The organism is Brevundimonas sp. KM4 (assembly GCF_000964075.1).
Taxonomy (GTDB): domain Bacteria; phylum Pseudomonadota; class Alphaproteobacteria; order Caulobacterales; family Caulobacteraceae; genus Brevundimonas; species Brevundimonas huaxiensis.
In genome coordinates, this window is record NZ_JZRG01000005.1 from 91738 (window position 1) to 117137 (window position 25400).

The 25400-nt window shown below is 66.9% G+C and carries 33 protein-coding genes and 1 other annotated feature; of the genes, 19 read left to right on the forward strand and 14 right to left on the reverse strand.

The window, feature by feature from the left end:
• Positions 1-31 precede the first annotated feature (31 nt).
• Positions 32-421: a hypothetical protein gene (locus tag VH88_RS01910; RefSeq protein ID WP_045809747.1), complete on the reverse strand. Its 390-nt coding sequence runs from the start codon at positions 419-421 to the stop codon at positions 32-34.
• Positions 422-527: 106 nt separating this feature from the next.
• Here VH88_RS01910 and VH88_RS01915 point away from each other — a divergent pair, with 106 nt between their 5' ends.
• Positions 528-1094: a type 1 glutamine amidotransferase domain-containing protein gene (locus tag VH88_RS01915; RefSeq protein WP_045809748.1), complete on the forward strand. Its 567-nt coding sequence runs from the start codon at positions 528-530 to the stop codon at positions 1092-1094.
• Positions 1095-1108: 14 nt separating this feature from the next.
• On the opposite strand, the gene VH88_RS01920 is transcribed toward VH88_RS01915, so the two are convergent.
• Positions 1109-1759, reverse strand: a complete 651-nt coding sequence (locus VH88_RS01920) for a methyltransferase (protein ID WP_045809749.1) — start codon at positions 1757-1759, stop codon at positions 1109-1111.
• Positions 1760-1945: 186 nt separating this feature from the next.
• On the opposite strand from VH88_RS01920, the gene VH88_RS01925 reads away from it, so the two are divergent.
• The 3 genes from VH88_RS01925 to VH88_RS01935 are packed head-to-tail and all read left to right on the forward strand — an operon-like array spanning position 1946 to position 3535.
• Positions 1946-2353 (forward strand): hypothetical protein, encoded by a 408-nt coding sequence (locus tag VH88_RS01925; RefSeq protein ID WP_045809750.1) that lies wholly within the window; start codon positions 1946-1948, stop codon positions 2351-2353.
• Complete coding sequence (locus VH88_RS01930; protein WP_039244155.1) at positions 2350-2550, forward strand: helix-turn-helix transcriptional regulator; 201 nt, start codon at positions 2350-2352, stop codon at positions 2548-2550. The genes VH88_RS01925 and VH88_RS01930 overlap by 4 nt, the downstream gene beginning before the upstream one ends.
• Positions 2551-2587: 37 nt before the next feature.
• Entirely contained in the window at positions 2588-3535 is a 948-nt protein-coding gene (locus VH88_RS01935; protein WP_045809751.1) for an alpha/beta fold hydrolase, read from the forward strand.
• 39 nt (positions 3536-3574) lie between these two features.
• On the opposite strand, the gene VH88_RS01940 is transcribed toward VH88_RS01935, so the two are convergent.
• From VH88_RS01940 to VH88_RS01960, 5 genes are all read right to left on the reverse strand, one after another.
• Positions 3575-4411, reverse strand: a complete 837-nt coding sequence (locus tag VH88_RS01940; RefSeq protein ID WP_045809886.1) for a DUF3298 and DUF4163 domain-containing protein — start codon at positions 4409-4411, stop codon at positions 3575-3577.
• 22 nt (positions 4412-4433) lie between these two features.
• The gene (locus tag VH88_RS01945; protein WP_045809752.1) at positions 4434-5465 is read right to left on the reverse strand and encodes a UbiA family prenyltransferase; all 1032 of its coding nucleotides are present in this window, start codon (positions 5463-5465) and stop codon (positions 4434-4436) included.
• A 269-nt stretch (positions 5466-5734) separates the two neighbouring features.
• Positions 5735-6517, reverse strand: coding sequence for a GIN domain-containing protein (locus VH88_RS01950; protein WP_045809753.1), 783 nt, complete (start codon positions 6515-6517; stop codon positions 5735-5737).
• Positions 6514-7113 (reverse strand): DUF1700 domain-containing protein, encoded by a 600-nt coding sequence (locus VH88_RS01955; RefSeq protein WP_045809754.1) that lies wholly within the window; start codon positions 7111-7113, stop codon positions 6514-6516. The genes VH88_RS01950 and VH88_RS01955 overlap by 4 nt, the downstream gene beginning before the upstream one ends.
• Complete coding sequence (locus VH88_RS01960) at positions 7110-7454, reverse strand: PadR family transcriptional regulator (protein WP_039244893.1); 345 nt, start codon at positions 7452-7454, stop codon at positions 7110-7112. Before VH88_RS01960 ends, VH88_RS01955 begins: the two co-directional genes overlap by 4 nt.
• A 239-nt stretch (positions 7455-7693) precedes the next feature.
• Between VH88_RS01960 and coxB the strand changes: the two genes are divergently transcribed.
• The 12 genes from coxB (at position 7694) to VH88_RS02015 (ending at position 17689) form a co-directional block, all read left to right on the forward strand.
• The gene (coxB, locus tag VH88_RS01965; protein ID WP_369796241.1) at positions 7694-8701 is read left to right on the forward strand and encodes a cytochrome c oxidase subunit II; all 1008 of its coding nucleotides are present in this window, start codon (positions 7694-7696) and stop codon (positions 8699-8701) included.
• A 17-nt stretch (positions 8702-8718) separates the two neighbouring features.
• Positions 8719-10401 (forward strand): cytochrome c oxidase subunit I, encoded by a 1683-nt coding sequence (ctaD, locus tag VH88_RS01970; RefSeq protein WP_017505719.1) that lies wholly within the window; start codon positions 8719-8721, stop codon positions 10399-10401.
• A gap of 88 nt (positions 10402-10489) precedes the next feature.
• Positions 10490-11455: a heme o synthase gene (gene cyoE, locus VH88_RS01975; protein ID WP_039244888.1), complete on the forward strand. Its 966-nt coding sequence runs from the start codon at positions 10490-10492 to the stop codon at positions 11453-11455.
• Positions 11456-11459: 4 nt separating this feature from the next.
• Positions 11460-11630, forward strand: coding sequence for a hypothetical protein (locus VH88_RS16210; protein ID WP_017505721.1), 171 nt, complete (start codon positions 11460-11462; stop codon positions 11628-11630).
• The gene (locus VH88_RS01980; RefSeq protein WP_045809756.1) at positions 11627-12163 is read left to right on the forward strand and encodes a cytochrome c oxidase assembly protein; all 537 of its coding nucleotides are present in this window, start codon (positions 11627-11629) and stop codon (positions 12161-12163) included. The genes VH88_RS16210 and VH88_RS01980 overlap by 4 nt, the downstream gene beginning before the upstream one ends.
• A 14-nt stretch (positions 12164-12177) precedes the next feature.
• A complete protein-coding gene (locus tag VH88_RS01985; RefSeq protein ID WP_156146726.1) occupies positions 12178-12582 on the forward strand; it encodes an NUDIX domain-containing protein in 405 nt (134 codons plus the stop codon).
• A gap of 81 nt (positions 12583-12663) precedes the next feature.
• Positions 12664-13572 carry a cytochrome c oxidase subunit 3 gene (locus VH88_RS01990; protein WP_045809758.1) on the forward strand — a complete coding sequence of 303 codons (909 nt, stop codon included), beginning with the start codon at positions 12664-12666 and terminating at the stop codon, positions 13570-13572.
• Positions 13569-14117, forward strand: coding sequence for a DUF983 domain-containing protein (locus VH88_RS16670; protein ID WP_045809759.1), 549 nt, complete (start codon positions 13569-13571; stop codon positions 14115-14117). The genes VH88_RS01990 and VH88_RS16670 overlap by 4 nt, the downstream gene beginning before the upstream one ends.
• Positions 14114-14854: an SURF1 family protein gene (locus VH88_RS02000; RefSeq protein ID WP_045809760.1), complete on the forward strand. Its 741-nt coding sequence runs from the start codon at positions 14114-14116 to the stop codon at positions 14852-14854. The genes VH88_RS16670 and VH88_RS02000 overlap by 4 nt, the downstream gene beginning before the upstream one ends.
• 55 nt (positions 14855-14909) lie before the next feature.
• Positions 14910-16124 (forward strand): pitrilysin family protein, encoded by a 1215-nt coding sequence (locus tag VH88_RS02005; protein ID WP_045809761.1) that lies wholly within the window; start codon positions 14910-14912, stop codon positions 16122-16124.
• 263 nt (positions 16125-16387) lie between these two features.
• The gene (locus VH88_RS02010) at positions 16388-16549 is read left to right on the forward strand and encodes a hypothetical protein (protein ID WP_156146727.1); all 162 of its coding nucleotides are present in this window, start codon (positions 16388-16390) and stop codon (positions 16547-16549) included.
• 585 nt (positions 16550-17134) lie between these two features.
• On the forward strand, positions 17135-17689 hold the full coding sequence (locus VH88_RS02015; RefSeq protein WP_045809763.1) for an NADPH-dependent FMN reductase: 555 nt from the start codon (positions 17135-17137) through the stop codon (positions 17687-17689).
• On the opposite strand, the gene VH88_RS02020 is transcribed toward VH88_RS02015, so the two are convergent.
• On the reverse strand, positions 17686-18126 hold the full coding sequence (locus tag VH88_RS02020; RefSeq protein WP_045809764.1) for a hypothetical protein: 441 nt from the start codon (positions 18124-18126) through the stop codon (positions 17686-17688). The two genes, VH88_RS02015 and VH88_RS02020, sit on opposite strands and share 4 nt — an antisense overlap.
• Positions 18127-18241: 115 nt before the next feature.
• Positions 18242-18454: a cold-shock protein gene (locus VH88_RS02025; RefSeq protein WP_017505731.1), complete on the reverse strand. Its 213-nt coding sequence runs from the start codon at positions 18452-18454 to the stop codon at positions 18242-18244.
• 239 nt (positions 18455-18693) lie between these two features.
• Between VH88_RS02025 and VH88_RS02030 the strand changes: the two genes are divergently transcribed.
• Positions 18694-18885 carry a hypothetical protein gene (locus VH88_RS02030; RefSeq protein WP_017505732.1) on the forward strand — a complete coding sequence of 64 codons (192 nt, stop codon included), beginning with the start codon at positions 18694-18696 and terminating at the stop codon, positions 18883-18885.
• 3 nt (positions 18886-18888) lie between these two features.
• Here the strand turns inward: VH88_RS02030 and VH88_RS02035 are convergent, their stop codons facing one another.
• From VH88_RS02035 to VH88_RS02050, 5 genes are all read right to left on the reverse strand, one after another.
• A complete protein-coding gene (locus tag VH88_RS02035) occupies positions 18889-20367 on the reverse strand; it encodes a SulP family inorganic anion transporter (protein ID WP_231576565.1) in 1479 nt (492 codons plus the stop codon).
• Between the two features lie 58 nt (positions 20368-20425).
• Positions 20426-20489, reverse strand: a sequence feature (sul1 is cis-regulatory element that is thought to sense ions involved in sulfur or methionine metabolism; They are found in Alphaproteobacteria).
• A 49-nt stretch (positions 20490-20538) separates the two neighbouring features.
• Entirely contained in the window at positions 20539-21207 is a 669-nt protein-coding gene (locus VH88_RS16380; RefSeq protein WP_231576552.1) for a DUF1501 domain-containing protein, read from the reverse strand.
• 132 nt (positions 21208-21339) lie between these two features.
• A complete protein-coding gene (locus VH88_RS16385) occupies positions 21340-21720 on the reverse strand; it encodes a DUF1501 domain-containing protein (protein ID WP_231576553.1) in 381 nt (126 codons plus the stop codon).
• Positions 21717-23207, reverse strand: a complete 1491-nt coding sequence (locus tag VH88_RS02045; protein WP_045809765.1) for a DUF1800 family protein — start codon at positions 23205-23207, stop codon at positions 21717-21719. Before VH88_RS02045 ends, VH88_RS16385 begins: the two co-directional genes overlap by 4 nt.
• Positions 23208-23294: 87 nt before the next feature.
• Positions 23295-24131: a metal-dependent hydrolase gene (locus VH88_RS02050; protein WP_045809766.1), complete on the reverse strand. Its 837-nt coding sequence runs from the start codon at positions 24129-24131 to the stop codon at positions 23295-23297.
• Positions 24132-24178: 47 nt separating this feature from the next.
• Here VH88_RS02050 and VH88_RS02055 point away from each other — a divergent pair, with 47 nt between their 5' ends.
• Complete coding sequence (locus VH88_RS02055) at positions 24179-24772, forward strand: TetR/AcrR family transcriptional regulator (RefSeq protein WP_045809767.1); 594 nt, start codon at positions 24179-24181, stop codon at positions 24770-24772.
• A gap of 37 nt (positions 24773-24809) precedes the next feature.
• Positions 24810-25388 carry a GNAT family N-acetyltransferase gene (locus VH88_RS02060; RefSeq protein WP_039244861.1) on the forward strand — a complete coding sequence of 193 codons (579 nt, stop codon included), beginning with the start codon at positions 24810-24812 and terminating at the stop codon, positions 25386-25388.
• Positions 25389-25400 lie beyond the last annotated feature (12 nt).

The following is a 25400-nucleotide window of genomic DNA, read 5'->3' on the forward strand; positions in this document are numbered from 1 at the left end:
GCAAGGGAAGGGATGCGTCAGTTCGGACGCTTCATTGGGGGCGGGCAAGCCAGTTGTCGATCTGGCTCATGCCCTGGGCTGTCTGCTGGCGGCGTTCGGCGGCGGACTGGCGCAGGGCCCGCTCCTGCTCGGGGCTGTAGAGCGGACGGGGCGGCAAGGGCTGAACAGCCGTTGGTTCGCGTGCGCCTTCGATGGCGCGCAGGCGAAGCTGGGTCTCGATCTGCAGTTGACGCGCTTGGTCCGCGTTCGACTGCGCCTGAGAACGCAGGCGGTCGTTCTCATAGCGGTGCTGGTCGGCGATGGCGGCGGGGACGCCCCCCGGATAGGCGCCATAGGGGCGGCCGGCCTGCGGATAGGTCTGGGCCAAGGCCGGCGTGGCGGCAGCGGCCAACAGGGCGGTCAGGGTCAGGAGCGATCGCATGGACACGATGTGGGGACGCGGGTTGTCGTCGCCAAGCGGAGCCGCAACCCTTTGAGTTTTTGTGGGTTCATCCCGCCGAACCCCCTTCACGAATGGAGCATTCCTCATGGCCCAATCCCTTTCCGGCAAGACCGTCGCCATCCTGGCGACCGACGGCGTCGAGCTGGTTGAACTGAATGAACCGATGAAGGCGCTGAAGGATGCGGGCGCGGTGGTCGAGATCGTGTCGCTGAAGGCCGGCGAGTTCCAGGGCTTCGACCATCTGACGCCGGGCGACAAGGTCATGGCGGACAAGGCGGTGGCGGCGGTCGACGCCTCGACCTATTCCGCCCTGCTGCTGCCAGGCGGCGTCGCCAACCCGGATTTGCTGCGCGCGGACGAGGACGCCGTGAAGTTCGTACAGGCCTTCTTCGACGCCGGCAAGCCGGTCGCCGCCATCTGTCACGCGCCCTGGCTGCTGATCGAGGCGGGCGTGGTCGAGGGGCGCACGATGACCTCGTTCGAAAGCATTCGCACCGACCTGAAGAACGCCGGGGCCAATGTGGTCAATGAGGCGGTGGTGGTGGATCAGGGCCTGGTGACCAGCCGCTGCCCCGACGACATTCCGGCCTTCAACGCCAAGATGATCGAGGAGTTCGCCGAAGGCCGCCACGAGGGGCAGGCCGCCGCTTAAAGGAGGCCGCCGCCTTAAGGCATCGCCCAGACGGAGGACCGCTTGATCTCCTGGTCCTCCAGCTCGCGCGACGTCGGGACGCGGTATTCGGCCAGAAAATCCAGGCCCGTGCGCGGGAAATAGGTGCGTCCCGGATCGCCGATCAGGACCCGCGTTCCCCTGGCGCGGGCCTGGGCCAGCCAAGAGAGCACGGCGTCAGTCATCGGACGCTCATAGCAGATATCGCCTGCGCAGATGACGTCCACATCCGGCGGGGCGGCCTCCAGCAGATTGGTCTGGGTGAAGTCCAGCGTCACGCCGTTCGCCGTCGCATTGGCGGCGACGGCGGCCTGACAGAAGGGATCGATGTCGGCGCACAGGACATGGGTCGCCCCCGCCTTCATCGCCGCCACGCCGACCAGACCCGAACCGGCTGCGAAATCCAGCACACGCTTGCCCGCGACCTCCTGCGGATGATCCAGCAGATACCGGCTCAGCGCCTGTCCGCCGGCCCAGGCGAAGGCCCAGAAGGGCGGCGGCACCCCCATTTCGCCCAGCTCTTCTTCCGTCAGCCGCCAGATCGGCGTGATCTCGTCCGCCAGCCACAAGGAAATCTCCGACGCGTGCGGCACGGGCTGAAGCCGGGTGTTGTCGCGGATGAAGGCGGCGGGATCGAGAACGGTCATTCCGGCTGGCGCGTAACAGTCTTCAGCACGCTGGCATAGCCCATGATGCGGCTGGGATGATTACCTTGCCGCGCGCAACGTCTCTCTCTCGCAGATGACGCTAAAATGTTCGGCGTTCCTGACAAAAAGTCAGGTTGACATGACATTCGTCTGGTGTCAGGTTGTCCTTACAGAGGGAGACAAGACATGATGAAGGCATGGAATAGCGGCACGCCGGCCTATCGGCGCTATCTTATCCGCACGATGGCGTTCACGGCGCCTTACGTCGCGATTTGCGTGGCGATGATGACCACAGACGCCTTCGATGATCTGATGGGCAAGCCGGCGGCCTGGATCCTGGCGGCGGCGGTGGCTGCGCCGGTGATCGGTCAGATATGGGCGACATTGGCGCTGATGCGCGAGAGCGACGAGTTCGTGCGCGGCGTCACCGCCAAACAGTTTATCGTCGCCGCAGGACTGGCGATGGCCGTCGCCGCCTTCTGGGGCTTCGGCGAGAGTTTCGCCGGGGCGCCGCATATGCAGACCTGGCTGATCGTGCCGGTGTTCTGGGCGCTCTACGGCCTCGTTTCGCCCTTCATCCGGAGCAGCCGATGAAGAACCGTCTGAAGCTTCTACGTGTCGAACGCGGCTGGACCCAGGAACAGATGGGCCAGGCGCTGGGGGTCTCGCGCCAGGCGGTGATCGCCCTGGAGACCGAGCGGCACGATCCGTCGCTGGACCTCGCTTACCGGATCGCCGCCGTGTTCGAGCGGCCGGTCGAAGAGATTTTCGAAAACCCGCACGCGGGCTGACCGAAAAGTCAGAATAACCTTACAATTGGAGACTGTAATGTCGAACTTCATTCGCCCTTGCCGGGGCGTCTTCGCCCCGTCGCGCCTTGCCGTCATCCTGGGCGTCGTGATCGCCTGCGCTGTGGCCAGCGATCAGGCCCGCGCCCAAGCCGCGCCCCCTGTGGCGTCCGCCGCCGCGCCCTTCACCTCCGACCGGCTGTCGGTCGAGGTGGTGGGCCAAGGCCCTGACGTGATCCTGATCCCCGGACTGGCGTCTTCGCGTGAAGTGTGGCGCGCGACAGCGGATCGGCTGAAGGCGACGCACCGCGTGCATCTGGTGCAGTTGGCCGGGTTCGCCGGCGAACCCTGGGCGCACGGCGACGGCGCCTTCGTCCAGCCCGAGGTGGATGAACTGGCGCGCTACATCCGCCAGGCGCGGCTGGATCGGCCCGCGGTGATCGGCCATTCGATGGGCGGTCTGAGCGGACTTCTGCTGGCGCAACAGCAGCCGGATCTGGTCGGGCGGGTGATGACGGTCGACTCGCTGCCCTTCTACAGCGCCATGTTCGGGCCGACGGCGACGCCAGAGAGCGCAAAGCCTTTCGCGGATCAGGCGGCCAGCATGATCCTGTCAGCAGACACGGCGAGCTTCCGCACCCAGCAGGAGGCGATGGCGCAGGGCCTGTCGCGCACCCCGTCGGAACAGGCGCGGATCGTGGCGTGGTCGCTGGCGACCGACCGTCATGCGATGGCCTCGGCGATGAAGGATGTGATGACCACCGATGCGCGGCCGGGGCTGGCGGCCATGACGACGCCGGTGACGGCGCTTTACGCCGCCGATGCCGACGGCGGCGCGCCGGCGGCGATGGCCGATGCGATGTGGACGCGAGAGTATGCAGCCTTGCCCGGCGTGACCCTGATCCGCGTCGATGGCTCCCGACACTTCATCATGGCCGATCAGCCCGAGCGGTTCGCCGAACTGATCGACACGTTTCTGGCGAAGTGAGCCTTGAAGATCCTCCCCCGGAAACGGGGGAGGATTGAATCAGCCGTTCTTCGGCGTCACGTCGCCGGCCTTGACCGGGGCGCCGTCGAACTGGTCGGCGTAGGCGGGGTTGAGCAGGGCGCGGAAGACGCTCTGCGGCAGGGCGATCCAGTAGGGGCCGTCCGAATAGGGGCCGATCTGGTACGGCCCCATCAGGAAGGTCACGCCGCCCGCCTTGCCCGGCGTCGAGCCCGGCGTCAGGACGAACGGGGTCGAGACGGCCTTGGGGCAGGTCCACATCTTGCCGTCCAGGGTCGCGGCCTCCGAGCCCGGCGAGCGGGCCTGTTTGGCGGCGTTGGCGGCGGCGCACAGGGCCTTGTCCAGAACCGACAGGTCGGCGCCCGGCCGGAACAGATCGGCGAAGCCCAGCCGCTTGTTGGTCGTCTTGTCCCAGATCACGGCGTCGAAGCTGGTGTTGGGATGGGCGCCGCCGGTGAACTCGAAATCGGTGCGCGCCAGGCTGACCAGCTTTCCGGTCTCGGCGCCGGGTGCGAAGGCGGTGGTCTTTTCATAAGGGTTCGGGCCGCCGCCGGCCTCGCTGAGATCGGCCTGGGCGCCTTCCTCGAACTGCTTCAGGTCGCGCACGGTGTCGGCATAGAGGGCGGCGTGCAGGGCGGGCGTGGTCTTGATCGTCTGGGGCAGGGTCAGTTTGACGGCGGCGTAGGGGGTCTTGCTGTCATAGCCGACGGGAGTGTTCGACACGGCGGGCGCCGCGGCTGGAGCCGGCGCGGCCGGCGCCTGGGCCTTGTCTTCCTTGCGCTGGCAGGCGGACAGAGATGCACAAAGCGTGGCGGCGACAGCAGCGGACAACAGCAGGGTGCGGGCGGTGCGCGACATGGGAAACTCCATCATCGGGGGATCACAGGGGGATCGAGCCAAGCGCGATGGCGGCCAGCAGGATCAGGCCGGCCTCGCGATTGGACTTGAACAGTTTCAGCGCCAGGGCGCCGTCGTTGCGGTCCAGCCGGATGACCTGACACGCCAGATGGACGGCGTAGGCGATCAGGCCGATCCAGAACAGCAGACCAAGCCCTGCCGCGATGCCGGTCAGGGCGGCAAGGATTACGGTCAGACCATAGAAGACCGCTACGCCCGGCCGCACGGCCGAGGCCAGGCGGCGGGCCGAGGATTTCACCCCGATCATGGCGTCGTCCTCGATGTCCTGAAGCGCGTAGAGGGTGTCATAGCCCAGCGTCCAGAAGACGCCGCCGATCCATAGCAGGACGGCGGGAATATAGGCCTGCCACGCCAGGGCGATCGCATGACCGCTGCTGCCGGCGGGCGACCACAGGAAGGGCTGGAACTCGCCGGCGAGATCGGCGGGCAGCAGCAAGCCGGCCGCCGCCAAGGGCAGGGCGGCGGCGAACCCCATCAGGGCGCCCCAGTTGAACGTCAGGCCCAGCCAGGCCTGGGGCCACCAGGTGATCCGCTTCATGAAGGGATAGGCCGCAACCAGGCCCAGCGATCCGACGCCCAGCAGAATGGCGACGGTCGGCAGGGTCAGCAGGATCAAAAGGCTGATTAGGCTGCAAGCGACGACGAAGGCCCAGGCCTGCTTGACCGAGATGCGGCCGGACGGAATGGGGCGCTGGGCGGTGCGGGCGACCTGGGCGTCGAAATCCCGATCGACGATATCGTTGAAGGCGCACCCCGCCGCTCGCATCAGACAAGCGCCGATGCCGAAGCCGATAAACAGCCACAGATCATAGAGACCCGGCGCCTGCCGATACTGCGCCAAGGCCAGGGCGATCCCCTGCCAGCCGGGCAGCAGCAGCAACCAGATGCCGATGGGCCGATCGAACCGCCCCAGCTTCAACCACGGCTTCAGCCCCTCCGGCGCATGCCGATCGACCCAGTTGTCGCCGGCGTCGGGGAGGGGAGCGAAAGTCATGCCGGCTGACTTAGCGCGTAGGGCCCGAGGGGTGAAGGCGTGACCCCTTCTTTCGTCATCCTCCGGCGAGCACAGCGAGACCGGGGGACCCAGCGGCGCGCGGCAGCGCGAACCTGTCGAGCAATCCCTGTTTAACGAGAGTGCAGCAGAAGCATCGCCTTCGGCGCCGCTGGGTCCCCCGGTCTGCGCCGCAAGCGGCTTGCCGGAGGATGACGAAAGAAAAAGGGGCTGGTGAACCCAGCCCCTTTCCACGGTGGTCGTTGTGACCGTCAGTCCTGATAGACGTCGCCGGAGCCGGAGACCGTGCTGTTCAGGTTGGCGGGGCGGGTGGCCAGGGCCACGTCGCCGGAGCCGGCGATGGCGACTTTGACGTCGCCGGTCGGGGCGATGCGGGCGTCGCCGGAGCCGGCGACGTCCACCCAGGCGTCGCGGGTCGCCAGATCGCCGAGGGACGCATCGCCCGAGCCGGCGATGTCCAGCTTCAGCTCGTCGGTGCGACCCGAGGCGGTGACCTCGGCCGAGCCGGCGATGTCGAGCGTCAGCGACGGCTGGTCATAGCCGGTGATCTGCAGGTCGCCCGAACCCTTGGTGTTGAAGCGGTTCACCTTGGGCGCGGTGATGACGACCTTCAGTTCGTCGCGCTCGGAGCGGGCGGAGAAGTTGCCGTTGTCCCAGCCGAACACGACCCGCTCGTCGCCGTCGCCCAGATCGAGGCGGCCGTCGACCAGACGGACCCGGTCGGTCAGACCCTTGGGGCCGGTGATGACGACGGTGTTGGCGTCACCCTGGACATAGTCGACGTCGATGCTGGAATCGACGGTCAGGGTCTCGCCGCCGGTCCAGGGCAGGGTGCGGGTGGTCAGAGGGCCGAGATCGTCGGTCCCGCCGCCCTTGACCCGCTCGAAGCGGATGGTCTCACCGTCCTGGTCCTTGATGGTCCAGGCCCAGCCGTGGCGCTGGAGGTCGTGGCCGCCGATCGCCAGCGCGCCGCCGACGGTGACCAAGCACAGCACCAGGGCGGCGCCGGCGATGATGAACAGGGTGCGGATCATGCCGAAGCTCCCGAGGTCGAGGTGGATTGAACGCTGGTCGGCTCAAGCGCCGGCTTCAGCAGGCGGTAGTGCAGGCGGGCGAACCAGACGACGCCGTTGACCAGCCAGATGGTGAAGATGGTCAGCAGGGCGCCGATGAAGACGGCGCCGGCCATCAGGCCCAGCCCCATCAGGATCGCCGCGAACGGCCCGCCGGGGAAGCCGGCGAAGGGGCCCGCGACCATGATCACGCCGCCTGCGATGAACAGGCCGATGGCGGCGAGGAAGAAGCCGAACACGGTCCCGATCACGCCCATCAGCAGGGGCAGAAGGATCAGGATGTCCAGCGCCCCCAGGCCCAGGACCGCAAAGACGGCGCCGGCGGCGGCGGAGGGGTTCTTCTCCTGATGCCAGCGCTGGATGCCGGCTTCGGCTTTCAGTTCGCGAGCCAGGCGGACCGGATCGCCGAGCGCGGAGGCGACCTCGGCCTCGGTGCGGCCGGCGGCGATGCCGTCGTCGAAGTGGGTCTGATAGTCGGCTATGATGTCGTTGGCGGTCGTGGTCGGCAGGCCGACGAGGCCTTCCTTCAGACGATCGATGAATTCGGCGCGCGTCATTGAGCGGCTCCCTGATCGGCGTCGTTCGCCACGATGGCGTCGACGGCCTTGGTGAAGGCGGACCATTCGGCAGTCTGGGCGGCGAGGGCCCCCCGGCCCGCTTCGGTCAGTCGATAGTATTTGCGTGACGGCCCGGCGGAGGATTCGACCAGATAGGTCTCGACCTGTCCTTCGGACTGCATGCGGCGCATCAGGGGGTAGATCGTGCCTTCCCCCATATCGATCGCGTCCGACAAACGGCTGGCGATCTCGTAGGCGTAGCTGTCCGCCCGGTTCAGAAGGGCCAGGACGCAAAGCCCCAACACGCCCTTCTTCAGCTGTATCTCGATAGTTTCTGGCACCTCGGCTCTCCCGTTGATGACCATTGACTACGGCAAGGTATCTTGTGACGCAAGGTAGCTATCGAAACATGACAGCGATTTAATCGAGGCCGGCTGAAGGCGGCTTTGCGGCGTGGGCGCCGTTGATCGCTTGGCAAGCCGAAAGCGATCCGATAGGTGACCGAGAACGCCGGGCGTGGGAATCGCGCCAGCGTGATCTCTTGCGAGCCATTCGCAAGTATCTGCTGCATAACGGTTTTATGGGGAAGTCTCATATGCGGATGGGCAAGCGAGCCCAAGGGACGTTGAAGCAGGCCGCGACTTGCGCGTCCTCCATCGTTCTGGGCGCCGGACTGGCGATGTTCGCTGCGGCGCCGACGTGGGCGCAGGACCTGATGGGTCAGCCGACCCCGGGCGGCATCACGCTGCAACCGGCGGCGTCGCCGCTGAAGCATGATGCGCACTTCTTCCACGACGTGATCCTGATGCCGATCATCACGGCCATCACCCTGCTGGTGCTGGGCCTGCTGGCGTGGATCGTGTTCCGCTACAACAAGAAGGCCAATCCGACGCCTGCGCGCTGGAGCCACAACACCACGATCGAGATCATCTGGACCGTGCTGCCGGTGCTGATCCTGGTCTTCATCTCCCTGTTCTCGTTCCGCCTGCTGTTCGCCTATCACGACATGCCGTCGCCGGACCTGACGGTGAAGGTGACCGGCAACCAGTGGAACTGGGCCTATGAGTATCCGGACCAAGGCGTCGCGGAATACATCTCCAACATGCTCCCGGAAGAGGAAGCCAAGGCCAAGGGCGTGCCCTATCGCCTGGCCGCGACCGAGCCGATGGTCGTGCCGGTCGGCAAGACGGTCCAGCTGGTCATCACCGCCTCGGACGTCATCCACGCCGTCGCCCTGCCGGCGTTCGGCCTGAAGACCGACGCCGTTCCCGGCCGCATCAATACCACCTGGTTCAAGGCCGAGCGCACCGGCGTCTTCTATGGCCAGTGCTCGGAACTGTGCGGCGTCGACCACGCCTTCATGCCGCTGGAGATCCGGGTCGTGACCCAGGCCCAGTTCGAACAGTGGATCGCCTCCAAGGGCGGTTCGATGACGCCCAAGGTCGCCGCGCCCGCCGCAGCCGCCGCTCCGGTCGCAGCCGCGCCTGCGCCCGCCGCCGACGCCGCGACCCCGGTCGCCGCCCCCGTCGGCGCCACCGCCGACCAACCCGTTCCCGCCGCGGCGTCCGCCGCGCCGGCCGCCCAGTAAGAGGCGAACAGAGACACATGGCTGACGCTACCGTTACCCGCGACGCGACCCACATCGGTCACGCTCACGACGACCACCATCACGACCACAAGCTGGGCTTCTTCACCCGCTGGTTCCTGTCCACCAACCACAAGGACATCGGCACCCTGTATCTGATGTTCGCCATCATGGCGGGCATCGTGGGCGGCGCCCTGTCCGGTCTGATCCGCTGGGAACTGGCCGAGCCGGGCATCCAGATCTTCAAGGAAGGCTCGTCCATCCAGCTGCTGGGTCTCGTGGAGCAGTCCAAGCACGGCTATAACGCCGTCGTGACGGCCCACGCCCTGATCATGATCTTCTTCATGGTCATGCCCGCCATGATCGGCGGCTTCGGCAACTGGTTCGTGCCGATCATGATCGGCGCGCCGGACATGGCCTTCCCGCGCATGAACAACATCTCGTTCTGGCTGCTGGTCGCCGCCTGGTGCCTGCTGATCCTGTCGATGTTCACCGACGGCGGACCGGGCAAGGGCTTCGGCGGAGGCTGGACGGCCTATCCGCCGCTATCGACCACGGGCCACGTCGGCCCCGCCTTCGATCTGGCCATCTTCGCCCTGCACGTTGCGGGCGCCAGCTCGATCCTGGGCGCGATCAACTTCATCACCACCATCCTGAACATGCGCGCGCCGGGCATGACGCTTCACCGGATGCCGCTGTTCGCCTGGTCGGTGCTGATCACCGCCTTCCTGCTGCTGCTGTCGCTGCCCGTGCTGGCCGGCGCCATCACCATGCTGCTGACGGACCGCAACTTCCACACCCACTTCTTCGATCCCGCCGGCGGCGGCGACCCGATCATGTACCAGCACCTGTTCTGGTTCTTCGGTCACCCGGAAGTGTACATCCTGATCCTGCCGGGCTTCGGCATCATCAGCCACATCGTCTCGACCTTCAGCCGCAAGCCGGTGTTCGGATATTTGGCCATGGCCTACGCCATGGTGGCCATCGGCTTCGTCGGCTTCATCGTGTGGGCCCACCACATGTACACGGTCGGCATGAGCATCAATCTGCGCGCCTATTTCATCGCCGCCACAATGATCATCGCGGTGCCGACGGGCGTGAAGATCTTCAGCTGGATCGCCACCATGTGGGGCGGCTCCATCAGCTTCAAGACGCCCATGCTGTGGGCGATCGGCTTCATCTTCCTGTTCACCGTCGGCGGCGTGACCGGCGTGGTCCTGTCGAACGCCGGCATCGATTACAGCCTCCACGACACCTATTACGTGGTGGCGCACTTCCACTATGTGCTGTCGCTAGGCGCCGTCTTCGCCATCTTCGCGGGCTTCTACTACTGGTTCGAGAAGATGTTCGGGGTGAAGTACAACGAGTTCCTGGGCGCGACCCACTTCTGGATCATGTTCGTGGGCGTGAACCTGGTGTTCTTCCCGCAGCACTTCCTGGGTCTGCAGGGCATGCCGCGTCGCTACATCGACTATCCGGAAGCCTTCACCCTGTGGAACCACGTCTCATCGATCGGCTATGCCGTCACCGTCGTCGGCGTGATCGTCTTCCTGATCATGCTGGTCGAGGCGGCGATCCGTCGTCGCCCGGGCGTCGCCAATCCGTGGGGCGAAGGCGCCACGACCCTGGAGTGGACCCTGTCCTCGCCGCCCCCGGCCCACCAGTTCAACGAACTGCCGGTCATCAAGGCGGAAGAGCACTAAGCCTTTCCAGCGATATGAAATCGAAGGCCGCTCTTTCCGTCGGAAGGGGCGGCCTTCTTCATTTGGGTATGCTATGCGGCCCTCACCGATGACCGAAGTTCAGACCCGCCCCGCCATCTCGACCGCCCAGCCGGAGGATTTCTTCCAGCTGCTGAAGCCGCGCGTGATGTCGCTGGTGGTGTTCACCGCCGCGACCGGGCTGATCGTTGCGCCCGGATCGGTCAATCCGCTGGTCGCGGCCATCGCCATCCTGTGCATCGCCGTGGGCGCCGGGGCGGCCGGGGCGCTGAACATGGCGCTGGAGGGCGAGACTGACGCCCTGATGCGGCGCACGCGCGGCCGGCCGGTGGCGGCGGGGCGTGTGCGCAAGAACGACGCCATGGCCTTCGGCGTCATCCTGAGCCTGTTTTCGGTCATGCTGCTGGGGATGAATGCGAACTGGCTGGCGGCGGGTCTGCTGGCCATGACCATCGTCTATTACGCCGGCTTCTACACTCTGCTGCTGAAGCGCCGGACGCCCCAGAACATCGTCATCGGCGGGGCGGCGGGCGCCTTTCCGCCGGTGATCGGCTGGGCGGCGGCGACGGGCCATGCGCCGTGGCAGGCGTGGCTGCTGTTTCTGATCATCTTCCTGTGGACGCCGCCGCACAGCTGGGCGCTGGCGCTCTATTCGGCCGGCGACTACGCCAAGGCGGGCATTCCGATGATGCCGGTGGCCAGGGGCGCCAAGTCCACGCGGTTGCAGATCCTGCTCTACACCCTGGTCTTCGTGCCGGTCGCGATCGCCCCGGCCTTCGCGGGCCTGGGGGGGATCATCTATCTGGTCGTGTCGGTCGCGGGCGGCCTGGGTTTCCTGGGACTGGCGGTGCGTCTCTATCGTTCGCGCGCGGGCGACGAGCCGGACAAGGCCGAGGCCGTGGGACGCGAGGCCGCATTGTATGACGTCAAGGTCCAGGCCAAACCGGCGCGGGACCTGTTCGCCTTTTCCATCCTCTATCTGATGGCGCTGTTCTCGGCGCTGCTGGTCGAGGCCCTGTCCGGTCTGGGAGCGTAAAACCATGCGTCTGACGCCTGAGGAACTTCGCGCGCGCAAGCGTCGCAACGTCTGGATCGCCTCGGCGCTGGTGGCCTTCATCGTGCTGGTCTTCGCCACCACGGTGCTGCGCCTGCAACAGAACCAGGCGGCCGAGCGGGCGCTGGCTACGGCGGTGGAGACGTCCCAACCATGAAGGCGGGCCGCAAGAATCTGATCGCCATCATCTGCGTCTTCGGCGTGATGGGCATGACCGGGGCGGCGTTCGCGGCGGTGCCGCTCTATCGGATGTTCTGTCAGGTCACGGGTTTCGGCGGCACGACGATGAAGGCCGACAAGGCCTCCGACACCGTTCTGGACGAGACGGTCCTGGTGCGGTTCGACACCAATGTGCGCGGCGTGCCGATGACCTTCCGCGCCGAACAGTCGACCCAGCGGGTGCGGATCGGCGAGACGGGCCTGGCCTATTTCGACGTGACCAACACCTCGGACAAGCCGATCCAGGTGCGCGCCAGCTACAATGTCTCGCCCGAGCAGACGGGGCCGTATTTCCAGAAGCTGCAATGCTTCTGCTTCACCGACCAGACGCTGGCGGCGGGCGAGACGCGCCAGTTCCCGGTCCAGTATTTCATCGCCCCCGAACTGGCCACGGACCGTGAGGCCAAGGGCGCGCGCGACATCACCCTGAGCTACACCTTCTATCCGTCCGTGGACGCGCCCAAGGCGTGACTTCGAAGCCGGGCGTGGAATTTCCCGGCGTCGGCTGCGGCCTGGTGATCCAGCACGCCGACGGGCGGGTGTTGCTGTGCAAGCGGCTGAAGGCGCCCGAGGCCGGGTTCTGGAATATCGTCGGCGGCAAGGTCGACCTGATGGAGCGCTCCATCGACGCCGCGCGACGCGAGGCCGAAGAGGAGAGCGGGCTCAAGATCGGCGCGGTCGATTTCCTGTGCCTGGCCGAAGAGATCATTCCCGCCGACGGCCAGCACTGGGTGTCGCTGATCTATGTCACCCGCGACTTCACCGGCGAGCCGACGCTGACCGAGCCGGACAAGCTGTCGGAGATCGGCTGGTTCGCGCTGGACGACCTGCCCCAGCCGCTGTCGGCCTTTTCGGCCAAGGCGTTCAGAGCCTTGAACAAGGCGGAATAGCGGCACGGCTCTGGCGTCGGTGAAAATCGAACGCTATAGCCGCTATAACAACCGACTCTGGCCGACGAAGAGACGCGATTCATGGCTGACGCCCACGCCACTCCGCAGCACGACTACCACCTGGTGGCGCCCAGCCCCTGGCCCCTGGTGTCCTCGGTCGCTGCGACCATCATGTTCATCGGCGCGGTGATCTGGATGAAGGGCCTGGCCCCGGCGGACGGCGGCCCGATCGCCGCCAACTTCCTGGCCGAAGGCAAGCCGGGCGTCTTCTTCGCCGGTCTGGCCGGCGTGCTGATCTCGGCCTTCTGCTGGTGGGCGGACGTCATCAAGGAATCTAAGGCGGGCGACCACACGCCGGTCGTGTCGCTGGGCCTGCGCTACGGCATGATCCTGTTCATCGCGTCGGAGGTGATGTTCTTCGTCGCCTTCTTCTGGATGTTCTTCGACATGGCCCTGTTCCATGAATCGCGGGTGCTGACGCCAGAAGTCGGCACCTGGGCCGATACCGCCAAGGCCTGGTCGACCTGGCCGCCGAAGGGCGTCGAGGTCCTATCGCCGTGGCAGTTGCCGCTGCTGAACACCGTGACCCTGCTGCTGTCGGGCTGCACCGTCACCTGGGCCCACCACGCGATCCAGGTCGGCGACCGCAAGGGCGCCAAGATCGCCCTGATCATCACCGTGGCCCTGGGCGTGCTGTTCACCTGCGTCCAGGCCTATGAGTACAACCACATCCTGCACGAGAAGCTGTTCTTCAACGAAGAGGCCGTGAACTCGGGCCTGTACGGCTCGATCTTCTTCATGGCGACGGGCTTCCACGGCTTCCACGTCCTGATCGGCACCATCTTCCTGGCGGTCTGCCTGATCCGCCTGCTGAAGGGCGACTTCACCCCTCAGAAGCATTTCGGCTTCGAAGCGGCGGCCTGGTACTGGCACTTCGTGGACGTGGTCTGGTTGTTCCTGTTCGCCTTCGTCTATGTCGTCTTCGGTTGATCCAAGACGGCCCTGAAGACATCGCAGCGGCGCGGGACGAGCCATCGTCCCGCGCCGTCGTCGTTTTCGATACGCCGGTTCGCTGGGCGCTGCGGGGGCGGTGTCCCCGGTGCGGCCAGGGCGCGCTGTTCGCGGGCTTTCTGAAGGTGGCGCCCGGTTGCACGGCCTGCGGTCTGGACTATTCCACCATCCAGACGGGCGACGACCCCGCCAGCTTCATCATGCAGATCGCCGGCTTCATCGTCGGCTTCTCGGCCCTGTTCGTCGAAATCAAATACCATCCGCCCATGTGGGTGCATCTGATCGTCTGGCTGCCGCTGGTGGTCGCCTTGTCGCTGGCCCTGATGCGGCCGGGGCGGGGACTGATGATCGGCCTGCAATATCGGAACCAGGTGGATGGATCCTCCCCTGCGGAGCGGGGGAGGGGGACCACGCCTCGCGTGGTGGAGGGGGCGACCCCAGACTCGGTGCGAGGGTCCGCCCCCTCCACCGCTTCGCGGTCCCCCTCCCCCGTTCCGCTGCGCTACACGGAGGAGGATCTATGAAGCGTTTCCCCTGGATCCTGACCGTGCTGACGGTGCTGGGCCTGATCCTGCTGATCGGGCTTGGCGTGTGGCAGGTCGAGCGGCTGAAGTGGAAGGAAGGGCTGATCGCGGCGGCCGATGCGGCGGCGGCGAAATCGCCCGCGCCGCTGGAGCAGGTGCTGGCGGAAGGGAATCTGGAGTTCAGGAAGGCGTTGATCGTCTGTCCCGGCCTGGCCAGCGCGCCCTTCGTCGAGCTTCAAAGCATCCATGACGGCGAGGCCGGGGTGCGGCTGATCTCGGCGTGCAAGTCGGCGGGGGCGGATTTCACCCTGCTGGTCGATCGCGGCTTTATCGGCGACGGCGTGACGGCGCGTCCGCGCGTGGTGGAGACTACCCTGCCGCTGGTGATGGTCGGCGAGTTCCGCACCTTCGACAAGCCCGGCGCCATGAGCCCGGCGCCGCGCGACGGCCGCTTCTACGCCCGCGACACGGCGGCGATGGCCAGGGCGCTGAACGTCACTGGGACGGTCCGGCCTGAGGCCGTGTTCGCCATCACCGCCGTCAATCCCGAGTTCCCGGCGCTCAGGCCCTCCGCGCCGCCTGCGGCCTTTTCCAACAACCATTTCGGATACGCCCTGACGTGGTTCGGACTGGCGATCGCGCTTGCGGGTTTCTATGTGGCCCTGCTTCGCCGTCGAATGAAGAAAGACGGTCCTCAAGCCGCCGCGCACCGCGTGCGCGGCGATAGGAAAGACTAAAGTCCTGACTTCCCTGCACACCCTGTCCAACGGCGTTCGCGTCATCTGCGATCCGATGCCGGGGCTGAAGACCCTGGCCGTCGTCGTCACCGTCAAGGGCGGGGCGCGGTGGGAGCCGCTGGATCGGTCCGGCTGGTCGCACCTGCTGGAACATCTGGTGTTCAAAGGCGCCGGCGACATGGCCGCGCGCGAGATCGTCGAACGGATCGAGGCCGAGGGCGGCACGATCAACGCCTCTACCGGCTATGAGCGGACCAGCTTCGAGGTGCGGGGGCTGGACGGCTCGCTGCCGCTGGCGATGCAGGTCCTGTCGGACCTGGTGTTCCGGCCCATCCTCGATCCCGCCGAGATCGAGCGCGAGAAGGACGTGGTGGCCCAGGAGATCGCCGAGGCTTTCGATACGCCCGACGACCATGTGTTCGAGATGGTGCAGACGCGCGCCTTCGCCAAACAGCCGCTGGGTCGCCCCATCCTGGGCTCTGTCGCCAGCCTGAAGCCGGCCGACAAGGCGTCGGTCGAGGCGTGGCGCGCGCGGCTGTATTCGCCCGACCGGATGGTGGTGTCGGTCTCAGGCGCGGTGGACGAGACCGAACTGCTGGCCCTGGCCGAGCGCTGGTTCGGCGATGCGGTGGCGACCCCGGCCGATGCGCCCGCGCCGGCCGCCTTCGTCGGCGGCCATGCCAAGCTGACGCGCAAGATCGAACAGGCCAATCTGGTGTTCCAACTGCCGGCCCTGTCCGCGACCGATCCGGCGCTTTCGGCCATGCGGCTGTTCGGCGAGATTCTGGGCGGGGGCATGGCCTCGCGCCTGTTCCAGAGCGCGCGCGAGGAGCGGGGTCTGGCCTACGCCATCGACGCCTATCAGGAGCCGTACGAGGATACGGGCGTGCTGGGCATCTACGCCGGGGCGGCGGCGGATCGGGCGAAAGAACTGGCCGAGGTTTCGGCGGCCGAGGTGCGGGCCCTGGCCGAGGTCGGCCCCACCGAAAAGGAGCTGTCGCGGGCCAAGGCGGTAATGAAGGCCGGCCTGTGGATGTCGGACGAAAACCCGATGAGCCGGGCCGGCCGCAACGCCGCCCAAACCCTGATCTTCGGCGCCCCGCGCTCCAGCCTGTCGATGACCGAACAGCTGGAAGCCCAGACGATCGAGGACGTTCGCGCGGTCGGCGGCCGTGTGCTGGCCTCGGGCCAGGCGGCCAGCGCCGTCCTGGGCCCGAAGTCGGCGGGACCGGCGGGCGAGGCGTTCGCGACGGCCCTGTTCGGGGGGTAGGGTTCGGCTGTTTGGGTCGCTTCCGTCGCTCTCGCGCGGAGGTTCAGCGGCAGATTATCCCAGCGGCGGCCGTCTGAATGTGCGGACCAGGGCACGAGGCAAACTTCTCTTCACGACCCGTTGCGGACATCCAATCGGAAAAGCATCATTGGTGAATGTCAGCGCCAGACTACAACGATCCTAGGTCCAGACTTAAGCCTAAGCTGCGCTTGAGGCCGATGCGCGGCTCAGGCCCCATCACCGCGCTAGCCGCTGGGCTGTTCATGTACGCCGCCATTCTCTGCATGATCGCATTTCTGGCTAGCTTTCTTCCCGGTGTCGAAGGCGCCGGCAGTCCGTTCTGGTTCCTCGCTGGAGCGGCAGCCTTTGCCATCGGCGCTGCCATCTTTTACGCGGCCCACAAGTTCTTTCGACGCTTCCGCTGACCACCCTGAGCTGACATCGACCGCGACCGTTTTCCGGCCTGAAGGCCACCGTCCGCTCTCGGCCGTGAAGCCCATGACTGAAATCGACCCGTTGCGGACATTAGTGTGGGTTGAGTTGGAGGAATTGCGCGAAGGACTGTAAGGCCGATTGCATGACGACGAACGTAGGCCCTCAGGCCCCCTTCCTATCTCTCCTGGCGGCCTGCGGAGGCCTGCTGACCATTGGTTGCTCCTCAGTGTCGGGATTAGATCAGTGTCGGTCAAAAGCAGCGTTGGTAGGAGTGGTTATAGGTGAACCAACAACGGTAGATGCTGTCAGACCGGCTGCTGGAGCCGAGTTCACAGAGTATCAATGGCGTCAGCCCGGCGCGATGGGGTTCGCCTGTCGGGTCGCCGGAAATCGTCTGATCGGCGTTGCTGCACTCCCGATCCCAGACGACACCGACGATGTCCGCTAACCACCCCTAACAGCCCTTCGCAACGTCCGCTTTGTGCGCAGGTGATCCGCGGCCGGCCTAACGGAACATCCGGCCGCAGCGGTCGGTTATGCTGGCGCTTGAACCCGTCCAGCCCCGGAGACCTTTCATGACCGTCCGCGTCGCCCTGATCGTCGGCAGCCTGCGCAAGGGCTCCTATTCGCGCGCCATCGGGATGGAACTGAAGGCGCTGGCCGAGCCCGGACTGGAGATCGAGCCGGTCGAGATCGGCGACCTGCCGCTCTATGACCCCGACCTGGAGACCGACAGTCCGCCGCCGGCCTGGAAGCGGTTCCGCGAGGAGGTGGCGACGACCGAGGCGGTGCTGTTCGTCACGCCCGAATACAATCGCTCCATCCCCGGCGCGCTGAAGAACGCCCTGGACGTCGGCTCACGCCCCTATGGCCACAGCATCTGGCAGGGCAAGCCCGCCGCCATCGTCAGCGTCTCGCCCGGCGCCGTCGCGGCCTTCGGCGCCAACCACCACCTGCGCCAGCCGCTGGTCTTCCTGAACATGCCGACGATGCAGCAGCCCGAGGCCTATATCGGCAATGTCGCCGACCTGCTGGACGAGAACGGCAAGCTGAAAAAGGACGACACCAAGGCTTTCTTAAAGAGCTTCACCGACGCCTTCGCCGCCTGGATCGACAAGACGAAGGTTTAGATCTTCAAAGCCGAGAGGAGTTTCGCGGGGTCGCGTACCCGCATGTCGATGACGACCGGATTTCCCTTGGCGGTGAGTGTCAGCCGGACATTCATGCCCGTCCAGTCCTTACGTGCTTCGGCCCTGACGAGGGCGACAGGTTTGCGGAACTCAAGACCGAACGCCCCGTAGGGCATGAACAAGGTGATTGGGAAAACGGGCGAGAGCCAAAGCTCTCGGTCATCGACGACCACCATCAGGCAGTTACTCGCGCCGCCCCACTTGCCCTTCTGTTTACCGGAGGCTCGCGTGTCAGCGTAACGGGCCGAAGCGGGGGGTCTGGGCATGACAGGTTCGCCCCGTGCTCGTCGGCTATTTACCGCATACCAGATCATGACTGGCCAAGTGACGATCACGCCGATTGCCCAGATGGTCAGGAAGATGATCTCTGGTTTCATATGGCCAAGTTAGGACCGAGTTTGACCGAAGTCATCCGTTCCAGACGCAGAGCCCAAAATGAAAACGGCGGCTCCGTGGGGAGCCGCCGTCGCCAGTTCAGCCGTGAGGCTGAAATCAGCCGATGGTTTGCAGCTGGCCAGCCGATTCCTTGCCCGAACGCTTGTCGCGTTCCAGCTCGTAGGAAACCTTCTGGTTTTCGTCCAGGCCGCGCAGGCCGGCGGCTTCTACAGCCGAGATGTGAACGAAGACGTCCTTGCCGCCGTCTTCAGGCTGGATGAAGCCGTAGCCCTTGGTGGCGTTGAACCATTTGACAGTGCCGGTAGCCATTTTGAGACCTCCGTTAGAAATTGACCGAGGGAACGTCCCTGCGGCCTGTCGGGTCTGAATGGGAGCGGCCTTGACTCGTGCGTTCGCAGAGAGAGTGGGCGTTACGCAGAGAGATCGACGAGCCGTATGTGCGCAGATATCGGCTGTGGATGCAAGCTTGGGGCGACGGGTCCGAAAATCCAATGATCGGAACGGTTTAGCTTGGGGTGCGTTACCGAACAGCACGAAAGGCCATCCCCATGAACCGCACCCACGTCGTCGAGCGCGCCTATCAGCTCGCCCGCACCAACGATTGTCTGAACACCGGCGACGTCGTCAAGGCGCTGTCCGGAGAAGGGTATTCGGGCGCCGAAATCTCGCATTTCCAGGGCAGCTCGATCCGCGCCGACCTGAACCGCATCTGCAAGATGCCCAAGCCCGAAGCCGCCTGAGCCCTAATGCGCGCCGGCGCCGTCCGGCAGATGCATCTTCTCGAACCGCCCCACCCGCGTGACCAGGGTGCGGGCGGCGTCGTTCATGCCCGTGACCTCAACGTCCGCGCCCTGACGGCGATAGCGGAAGACGACCTTGTCCACGGCGGCGACGCCGGTCAGGTCCCACAGATGGGCGTCGCTGAGATCGATCTCGACGCGCGTGGGTTGGCCGTGATGCTCAAAGCTGGCGGCGAACAGATCGGCCGAGGCGAAGAACAGCTGGCCTGAGACCCGGTAGCGCAGCACGCCCGGTTCCGGCGTCGGAACCTCGGTCACGGCAATGGTCTTTCCGACCTTGCGCATGAAGAAGGTCGCCGACAGCAGCACGCCCAGGATCACACCCTTGGACAGGTCGTGGGTGGCGACGACCGTCACGGTGGTGGCGATCATGACGATGGATGACTGAAGCGGGGTGGAGCGCAGTTTCATCACCGAGGACCAGTCGAAGGTGCCGATCGAGACCATGATCATGACGGCGACCAGCGCGGCCATCGGGATTTGGGCGACCCAGGTCTGGAGCGCCAGCATCAGGAACAGCAGGAACAGCCCGGCCCACAGGGTGGACAGACGCCCGCGCGCGCCCGAGGTGACGTTGATCATGGACTGGCCGATCATGGCGCAGCCCGCCATGCCGCCGAACAGGGGCGACAGGATGTTGGCGATCCCCTGACCGCGCGTCTCGCGATCCTTGTCCGAGGGGGTGTCGGTGATGTCGTCGATCAGGTTCGCGGTCAGCAGGCTTTCCAGCAGGCCGACGAAGGCCAGTGTCGCCGAGATGGGCGCGATGATGACCAGCGTCTCCCATGTCAGGGGGACGGCGGGCAGGTGGAACATCGGCAGGCTGGTCGGCATCTGGCCCATGTCGCCGACGGTGCGCACATCCAGCTTCAGCACGATCACCAGGGCGCTGATGGCGACGATGGCGACCAGGGGCGAAGGCACGGCCTTGGTGATGCGCGGAAAGCCGTAGATGACGACCAGGGCCGCCGCGACCAGGGCGTAGGTGATCCAGCCCCGGCCGATCAGCTCGGGCATCTGGGCCAGGAAGATCAGGATGGCCAGGGAGTTGACGAAGCCGGTCATGACGCTGCGGCTGACGAACTTGATGTAGCGGCCCAGCTTCAGCAGGCCGATGACGATCTGGAACACGCCGCACAGGATCGAGGCGGCGAACAGATATTCCAGCCCGTGGTCGCGCACGAGCGTGACCATCAGCAGGGCCATGGCGCCGGTCGCGGCCGAGATCATGGCCGGCCGCCCGCCGACGAAGGCGATGGTCACGGCGATGACCACGCTGGCGTAGAGGCCGACGGCGGGATCGACGCCGGCGATGATGGAAAAGGCGATGGCTTCGGGGATCAGGGCCAGGGCCACGACGGTCCCCGCCAGAAGATCGCGGCGAGGATTGGCGAGCCATTGCTGGCGCGCGGAGGCGATGATGGACATTTCAGGATTTCATCTGGATGAGCCTGACCGACGTTTCGGTTTCCGGCGGCTCGGTTTCCCAGCGGATCGGCGGCGGGGATAGCCACCCGTCGCCTGCGAACAGGGCCGGGTCCAAGGTGATGGCGTCCTGATGCGATGTTGCGCCGCAAAAAGCAAGCGTGGCGGCTAGATCAGACCGTCCATCGTCGGCGCCTCGGCGGCGCTGCCGGGAAAGACGCGGGCGTCCAGCGCGGCGCGGTCGAGGCCCATGTGATCGCGCAGCACGCCCTTGAACACCGAACGGATGTCCAGGGTCGGCGCCAGGTCGCGGTTCTCGAACAGGCGGTTGTCGGCCAGGGTCGGCCAGTCGCCGATGGGGCCGCCGCGCTTGACCGCACGGCCTGCCAAAAGAAGCGACGAGCCGGTGCCGTGGTCGGTGCCTTGGGTGCCGTTGGCGCGGGCGGTGCGGCCGAACTCGGTGGCGACGATGACCGCCGTGCGCGACCAAGCGTCGCCTAGGCCGTCCTTCAGGCCCGTGACCAGTTGATCCAGGCCCGTCAGCCGGGTCTGAAGTTGCGCCCGCTGACCCGCATGGGTGTCCCAGCCGTCCAGCGAGACGGCGACGATGTCGGCGCCTTCCGGTCCGGTCATCAGCCTGGCGACGGCCTGACCCAGGCCCTGGACGTCGTTGCGACGCAGGCGTTGGTCGCCGCCGTCCATGCCGACCAGCTGCTCGGTCGCCAGACCCCGCGCCAAGTTCTGGCCCAGCATCGGATCCTCGACATAGAGGTCCTGAAGCAAGGAGGCGATGCGGTCGCCGTCGCGCACCAGACCGCCGGGCGCCCAGCTGGACACCGGCGCGTCGCCGCGCAGGATCAGCGGGGTCTGGGCGCCGATCGACAGGCCCTTCAGCGACGTTCCGCCGGCCGCGACGATGGCGCGGTTCAGCCAGCCGTCGGACTGTTGGCGCAGACCTTCGCCGCCGTTCTACAGCACGTCCTGGGCGTCGAAGTGCGAGCGGATGCGCACGGGCAAGGCGACGGCAGGGGCGAACCGCATCTGACCCTGACCATAAAGGGCGTGCAGGCCCGCCAGCGCCGGATGCAGGCCGAAGCCTTCGCTCAGGGCCAGGGCGCCGTTCGCCTCGCCGGGCGCGGCGATGGCCAGACCGCCGCGCAAGGGGACGTAGTTTGGATCGGCGTAGGGGACGGTGACGGACAGGCCGTCCATGGCGCCGCGCGCAATGACGACGACCCGCTTGTTGGCGGGGCCGGCGGTCTGGGCGGCGACGCGGCCGGCGAAGGCCAGACCGATCCCGGCGGAGGCGGCGGCCAGCAGATGGCGGCGATTCACATTGAGGGCGGTCATCGGCGTTGGAACTCCGGCGACATGAACAGAAGGGTGAGGGCCTCGGGCCGACTTTCGGCGCGGGCGACGGCGAGGCGGGTGCGTTCGCCGAGGCGCGGGCCGAGGGCGGATGCGGCGACCGCATTGGGGTCGCTTGCCTGCGCCAGATCGGCGGCGGTGCGCGACCAGTTCAGCCGTTTGACCAGGACGTCGGGGCCGGCCCAGTCGGCGGCCGTGTCCGGCCAGCCCTCGGGCGACGGGGGCGCGAACGGCGGCTGGCCCATGTCCAGCAGGGCCTGGCGCAACGGCTGGATTCGCTGAGGCCGGGTTCCCAGCGCGCGATGCGCCGAGACGATGAAGTCGTAGGGCGTCTTGACCTTGGCGGGTTGGGGCGTCCAGGTCTCGGGCGCGTCGATCAAGGCGCGGGCGACCTGGGCCAGATCGCCGCCGGAGCCGGTCCAGGCCGCTTCCAGCCGGTCGACCAGGGCGGGAGGCGGATCGTCGGCGACGAAATGGGCGGCGAGACGGCGCGACAGGCGTTTGGCCGTCGCCGGATGCCGGGCCAGGTCTCGCAGGATGGCCTGACCCTGGGCCAGGCCCGCCGCCGGATAGGTCTTGCCCATCACGGTGCGGGCGCCGGGTTCGTGGACGTTGGCGCGGAAGACGAAGCCGTCGGGACCGGGTTCGGCCTGGGCGGCCATGTTGCGCGCGCGGCGCGGACGGTTGGGCTGACGCTGGTCGCGGGCGGCGGGGATCGACCAGCCGGTCAGGGCGCGCGCCAGTTCAGTGACATCGGCCTGGGTGTAGCCCCCGTCAGCGCCGACCGTGTGCAACTCCATCATCTCGCGGGCCAGGTTTTCATTCAGACCGGCGTTGCGGCGCGCGCCGGCCATGCTGTCGGGACCGACCGAGCGGGCCTGATCCAGATACAGAAGCATGGCAGGATGCTGTTCGGCTGCCAGGACCAGATCCTCGAACCGGCCGAAGACGTGGGGGCGGATGGCCTCGCGCTCGTACTGACCGACGAAGGCGCCGCTGGCGAACTTGGCGGCCGAGACCGTCAGGGCGTTCGACCAGAACAGGGCCCAGCGCTCGGCGAAGCCGTCGTCGGTGGTCGCGCCGAGCTGGGCGCGAGCCAGGAACTCCTGCGCCGTGTCCTGGGTGATGTCGCGGCGGGCGGCCTGACGGGCTTCGCGCCGGGCGACGGCCTGCGGATCGGCGGCGTCCGGCATGGCTGGCGAGGGAGCGGGCGCGGCGTCGGCCGTCGCCGGAGCGGCGGCGCGTCGGTCGCGGCGAACGAGGCCGGCGTCGCTCTGATAGTCGATATATTGGGCGACGCGTTCGGTGGTGTCGGCGAACTGGCCGGACGGCTGGGGCGCGCCCTGGGGCCGAATCTGGCCCATGGCCCAGCCGCGCGGATCGGCGGCGACGCGGTCGATCTCGCCCGGCCGGGCGCCCAGACCTAGGCGCGTCAGGGCGACGGCGGCGTCGGTCGGTGATGAAGCCATGGCCTTCTCCTCGTCCGTCCCCCGCACATTGTAACGCCTTTGGGCGAAAACTCCGTCGCGGGGTCGGATTTGAGGTTAGGCGACCAATCAGGCGGGTTGGGCCAAACCGGCCTCCGCGTCCGCGATCAGCTCGCGGTCGTCGACCTGCCACGGGTGGAAATCGGGTTTGTAGAAGGCCAGGTAGTCGCCGATCATCCTGCGATACAGGCCCGGCTTCAGCCACAGCCAGCGGAACAGGCCCAGACGCGCGCGCCAGCCGACGATGCCGTCCTGCTTCAGCAGCATGAAGGTCGTCTCGCGCACCGTGCGGGTGAACAGCAGCGTCGTCAGGAACATGGCCCAGCGGCGGATGCGCCAGCGCTTCAGCAGACTGAGGTCCCGGGTCGCGTGCAGGAAGACGTCATAGGCCACGCCCTTGTGTTCGATCTCCTCGATGGAGTGCCAGCGCCACAGGCGGGCCAGGTCGTGGGGCGAGCCCTTCAGCAGTTCGGGATCGGCCAGCAGCCGATGGGCGAAGGCGGCGGTGAAATGCTCCAGCGCCATGGTCGCCGCCAGCTGGGCCAGGGCCGGACGGGCGCGGGCGATGTCGAGACGGGCGGTGACATAGGCCTCGATCTCGGCGGTGTCGTAGCCGGCGCGTTCGGTGATGGCGTTGAAAGCCATGTGTTCGCGAGTGTGGGCGCCCTCCTGGACCGTGAAGGCGCGGATGTCGGCGGCCAGGGCCGGGGGCGCGTCCTTGGCGAACCGCTTGACCGACTGGATGAAGAACCGCTCGCCGTCGGGGAAGGTCAGGCTGAGGGCGTTCATCACGGCGGTGCCGAACGGGTCGCCGTTCAGCCACCAGCGTGGCGTCGGAGCCTTGCGGTCGATATGCAGGTCGCGCGGCTTGATCTGGAGGTCGGCGGGGGTGGCGGATTTCGCCATGGTTCTGCTCCTCGATTTCAGGCGGATGATGGAGTTAACTGACATCAATGTCAACTAATGGTCCGGTGAAGCGACGGCGCGGGGCGTTGGCGCGCGAAGAGGCGCTGGAGGCGGCGCGCGACCTGCTGCTGACCGGCGGGCCGGCGGCGGTGACCCTGAAGGCGGTGGGCGAGCGGATGGGCGTGGGGCACGCCAATCTGATCCACCATTTCGGCTCGGCGGCCGGGCTTCAAGGCGCGCTGATGGATGCGATGGTGCGCGACCTGGCGCAGCGGATCGAGGCTGGCCTGGGAGAAGGGCGCGACGGCGTCGAGCCGGGGCGGCTGATGAGCGTGGTGTTCGACGCCTTCGGGCCGGGCGGGGCTTCGCAGATGGCGGCCTGGTTGGCGCTGGCGCGCGAGCAGGGCCGGGCGGAGAGCTTCGCCGAGGTGGTGCGCGATCTGGCCGAACGGCTGGCGGCCATGGCGCCCGATGATCCCAGGGCGGCTGAGCGGGCCAAGGCCCTGGTGGTGACGGCGGCCTATATGGCCTTCGCCGAGGGGCTGATCGGAGACATCCTGACGCCGATGCTTGGCGCGCCCGAGGGGCTCGGTCGCGACTTGGCGCTGAAGCTGACCGCGACACTTTTGGCCGAACCGTAAGGTTCAGAGCCGAATCTTGATGCTATAGTCCCCACCGATGGCGCTTCTGGACTGGATGAGCGATGTGGCCGGACCCGTGATCCGGGGGGACGGCGTGCTGCTGCGCCCGCCACGCGCCGCCGATTACGCCGCCTGGTCCACCCTGCGCGACGGCTCGCGCGACTATCTGCAGCCGTGGGAGCCGGCCTGGCCCGAGGACGACCTGACCAAGGCGGCCTTCCGGCGCCGGCTGTCGATCTATGCGCGCGAGATGGAGTTGGGCAACGCCTGGCCCTTCTTCGTCTTCGTGCAGGACGGCAAGACCCTGGCCGGAGCGGTGACCCTGTCGAACGTGCGGCGCGGCGTCGCCGAGACGGGGACGCTGGGCTACTGGATCGGCCAGCCGTTTTCCGGTCAGGGCGTGGCGACGGCGGGGGTTCGGGCCGTGGTCGGATACGCGTTCGACAAGCTGAAGCTGCACCGGCTGGAGGCGGCCTGTCTGCCCACCAACCACGGGTCGCGACGGGTGCTGGAGAAATCCGGCTTTCGCAACGAAGGTCGGGCTCGCGCTTATTTGAAAATTAACGGCGAGTGGGCAGACCATTTGTTGTTCGGCCTGGTCGAGGACGAGCGTTGACGGCCGGGGGCC